Below are 3,699 nucleotides of genomic sequence, written 5' to 3'. Positions count from 1 at the left end.
AAGCCGAATTCCTTGAACAGCTCACCGGCCGGCGCAGACTCACCAAAGGTGGTCATGCCTACAACCCGGCCGTCCAGACCAACGTACTTGTACCAGTAGTCAGCGATGCTGGCTTCGATTGCAATGCGGTTGGTCACTTCCAGCGGCAGAACTTGCTGCTTGTACTCAGCACTCTGGGCATCGAATACGTCGGTAGACGGCATGGACACTACACGTACGGCTTTACCCTGCTCTCGCAGTTTGCCGGCAACGTCTTGCGCCAGACCGACTTCGGAGCCGGTGGCAATCAGGATCAGCTCAGGCGTGCCTTCGCTGTCGGACAATACGTAGCCACCTTTGGCAACGTTCGCCAGCTGCTCGGCATCACGATCCTGATGCGGCAGACCTTGGCGGGAGAACACCATGGCCGTGGGGCCATCGTTACGCTCCAGGGCAGATTTCCAGGCGACTGCAGATTCAACGGCATCAGCCGGGCGCCACGTGCTCATATTCGGTGTGGTGCGCAGGCTGGCCAGCTGTTCAATCGGCTGGTGCGTGGGGCCGTCTTCGCCCAGACCGATAGAGTCGTGGGTGAATACGAAGATGGAACGCTGCTTCATCAGTGCCGCCATGCGCACGGCGTTACGGCAGTATTCCATGAAGATCAGGAAGGTGGCGCCGTAAGGAACAAAGCCGCCGTGCAGGGCCATACCGTTCATGATCGCAGCCATGCCGAACTCGCGCACACCGTAATAGATGTAGTTGCCGGAGGCGTCGTCTTTGGTCACACCTTTACAGCCAGACCAGATGGTCAGGTTAGAGCCGGCCAGGTCGGCAGAGCCGCCCATCAGTTCCGGCAACATTGGGCCATAGGCATTCAGAGCATTCTGGGAAGCCTTGCGGGAAGCGATGGTGTCGCCCTTGTCCTGGCATTCCTGAATGTAGGCCTGTGCTTTTCCCGCGAAATCTGCAGGCAGCTCACCGGCCATACGGCGCTTGAACTCGGCTGCCAGTTCCGGCTCGGCCTTTTCGTAGGCGGCGAACTTGTCTTCCCAGGCCTTCTGGGCCGCTGCGCCTTTCTCTTTGGCATCCCAGGCGGCATAGATTTCAGAGGGCACTTCAAACGGGCCATGCTGCCAGCCCAGAGCCTCGCGAGTCAGGGCAATTTCATCGTCACCCAGCGGGGCACCGTGGCAATCTTCCTTGCCCTGCTTGTTGGGGGAACCAAAGCCGATGATGGTCTTGCAGCAGATCAGTGTCGGCTGCTCGGTGTTGGCCCGGGCCTGTTCAACAGCCGCGCGGATGGCGTCGGCATCGTGGCCGTCAACGTCCGGAATTACCTGCCAGCCGTAGGATTCAAAACGCTGCGGAGTATTGTCGGTAAACCAGCCTTCCACTTCGCCGTCGATGGAAATGCCGTTGTCGTCGTAGAAGAACACCAGCTTGCCAAGGCCCAGGGTACCGGCCAGGGAAGCCACTTCGTGGGAGATGCCTTCCATCAGGCAGCCGTCGCCCAGGAACGCATAGGTGTAGTGGTCCACAATGTCGTGGCCCGGGCGGTTGAACTGCGCCGCCAGGGATTTCTCGGCCAGCGCGAAACCAACGGCGTTGGCAATGCCCTGCCCCAGCGGGCCGGTCGTGGTTTCAATACCCGGTGTGTAACCGTATTCCGGGTGCCCCGGAGTCTTGGAGTGCAGCTGCCGGAAGTTCTTGATGTCGTCAATGCTAACGTCGTACCCGCTCAAGTGCAGCAGGGAGTACTGCAGCATGGAGCCATGGCCGTTAGACAGTACAAAACGGTCACGGTTGGCCCATTGCGGGTTGGCCGGGTTGTGGCTCAGGTAATCGTTCCACAGTACCTCGGCGATATCCGCCATACCCATGGGCGCACCCGGGTGGCCGGACTTGGCTTTCTGAACCGCATCCATGCTCAGCGCGCGAATGGCGTTGGCGAGATCTTTACGGGACGGCATTGACAATTCTCCAGTGTTTTTCAGGAAAAGACTTCAAGCTGCAAAAACTGCTCAAAAAGAAGGCGCGTATTTTCGCCGATTACTGTGTGCCGGGGCAAATCCATATGTAGTGGTTTTCCGATGGCGGCGGTACAAAATCACCAAAGCGACTGATTTCACAAACGCTATAAATCTATATCAAAAAATTTTGATATGGCTATTGATCGATCAATCGAACCCCCCTACACTTGCCAACCATGACCTCACTCAATGCACATGCGAACGAATTGTCCTCGGTGGACACCCTGGTACCGATCTTCAAGGCGAGCGGAGACCCCCTGCGCCTGGAGATCCTGCGGGTGCTGCGCCGTGACACCTTCGGTGTGCTGGAGCTGAGCCAGATGTTTGATATGCGCCAGTCCGGCATGAGCCACCACCTGAAGGTGATGCATAAAGCCGGGTTGCTGGAGCCCCAGCGGGAAGGCAATGCCATTTTCTACCGCCGCCCCCTGAACCTGGACGGCGACAAGCTGGCAGACCAGGCCATCCGGCAGATTTTCGAGACCGTAGACCGGGTGCCCTTGCCTCCGCAGCTGGAAGACAAAATCGAGGCCATCCGCGAGCAGCGGGCGGAACAGTCCCAGGCCTTCTTCTCCCGGCATTCGGAGCAGTTCCGGGAACAGCAGGAACTGATCGCCGCCTTTGACCTGTATGCGGAGCCCACCGCCGAGCTGATCCGCAAGCGGGCAGCACGGCAGGACTGGCGCAGCGTGCTGGAAATCGGCCCCGGTGAAGGCGGCTTCCTGCCGGTGCTGTCACAACTGTTTGATCATGTGGTGGGGCTGGATAACAGCAAGGACATGCTGGCCAAGGCCACCCGCACCTGTATTGAGGAACGGCTGAACAACGTCGACCTTATTGAAGGTGTCACCGACACGGTACTGGCCCGGGGCGATGCCTTTGACCTGATTGTCGCCAACATGGTGCTGCACCACGTACCCAGCCCGGCGGACATCTTTCTGGACGCCGCAGCTCTGATGAACAGCGGTGGCTGTTTTATCGTCAGCGACCTGTGCAGCCACGACCAGGACTGGGCCAAGGAGAACTGCGGCGACCTGTGGCTGGGCTTCGAGCCGGAAGAACTCACCGCCTGGGCGGCCGATGCAGGCCTGACTGCGGGCGAGCAACTGTTTATCGGCCTGCGCAACGGCTTCCAGGTGCAGGTACGGGAATTCTGGAAAACGTCTGGAACGGCCTGAAGCCCGCGCAGACACTGGAACATCAAAAAACTTTGATATTGACGTACGTAGAATTACGTACACCGATTTTGAAAACGCTCACAGAGGAGCACCACTATGTCTGACTACAACATTTTCACCTCCGAGTCGGTCTCTGAAGGCCATCCGGACAAACTGGCCGATCAGATCTCCGACGCGGTACTGGACGCCATCCTGACCGACGACCCGCACGCTCGCGTAGCTTGCGAAACCATGGTGAAAACCGGTGTGGCCATCGTTGGCGGTGAAATCACCACCAGTGCCTGGGTAGACCTGGAAGACCTGGTGCGTGGCGTGATCAAAGACATCGGCTACACCTCCTCCGAAGTGGGCTACGACGGCGACACCTGTGGCGTAATCAACATCATCGGCAAGCAGTCGGTGGACATCGCCCAGGGCGTTGACCGCCAGAAGCCGGAAGACCAGGGCGCCGGCGACCAGGGCCTGATGTTCGGCTACGCCAGCAACGAAACCGACGTGCTGATGCCGGC

The 3,699-nt window shown here is 59.1% G+C and carries 3 protein-coding genes; 2 read left to right on the top strand and 1 reads right to left on the bottom strand.

Features of this window, described 5'->3' with window-relative positions:
- The coding region (tkt, locus tag B2589_RS01420) for a transketolase (RefSeq protein WP_286815379.1) at nt 1-1,952 on the bottom strand (1,952 nt) is incomplete at its 3' end.
- Between the two features lie 236 nt (nt 1,953-2,188).
- Between tkt and B2589_RS01415 the strand changes: the two genes are divergently transcribed.
- Nucleotides 2,189-3,190 carry a metalloregulator ArsR/SmtB family transcription factor gene (locus B2589_RS01415; protein ID WP_199456650.1) on the top strand — a complete coding sequence of 334 codons (1,002 nt, stop codon included), beginning with the start codon at nt 2,189-2,191 and terminating at the stop codon, nt 3,188-3,190.
- Between the two features lie 96 nt (nt 3,191-3,286).
- Nucleotides 3,287-3,699 (top strand): S-adenosylmethionine synthetase N-terminal domain-containing protein (locus B2589_RS01410; RefSeq protein WP_286815378.1); only part of this gene is annotated, 413 nt, incomplete at its 3' end.

The sequence above is a fragment of the Marinobacter sp. UBA3607 genome, from assembly GCF_002375525.1.
GTDB lineage: Bacteria > Pseudomonadota > Gammaproteobacteria > Pseudomonadales > Oleiphilaceae > Marinobacter > Marinobacter vinifirmus.
Note: the sequence above shows the minus strand (reverse complement) of the source record. Positions and strands in the feature narration are given on the sequence as shown.

Excerpts from the sequence above, each read along its gene's own strand:
- B2589_RS01415 (WP_199456650.1), top strand. The coding sequence starts at position 2,189 with ATGACCTCACTCAATGCACATGCGAACGAATTGTCCTCGGTGGACACC.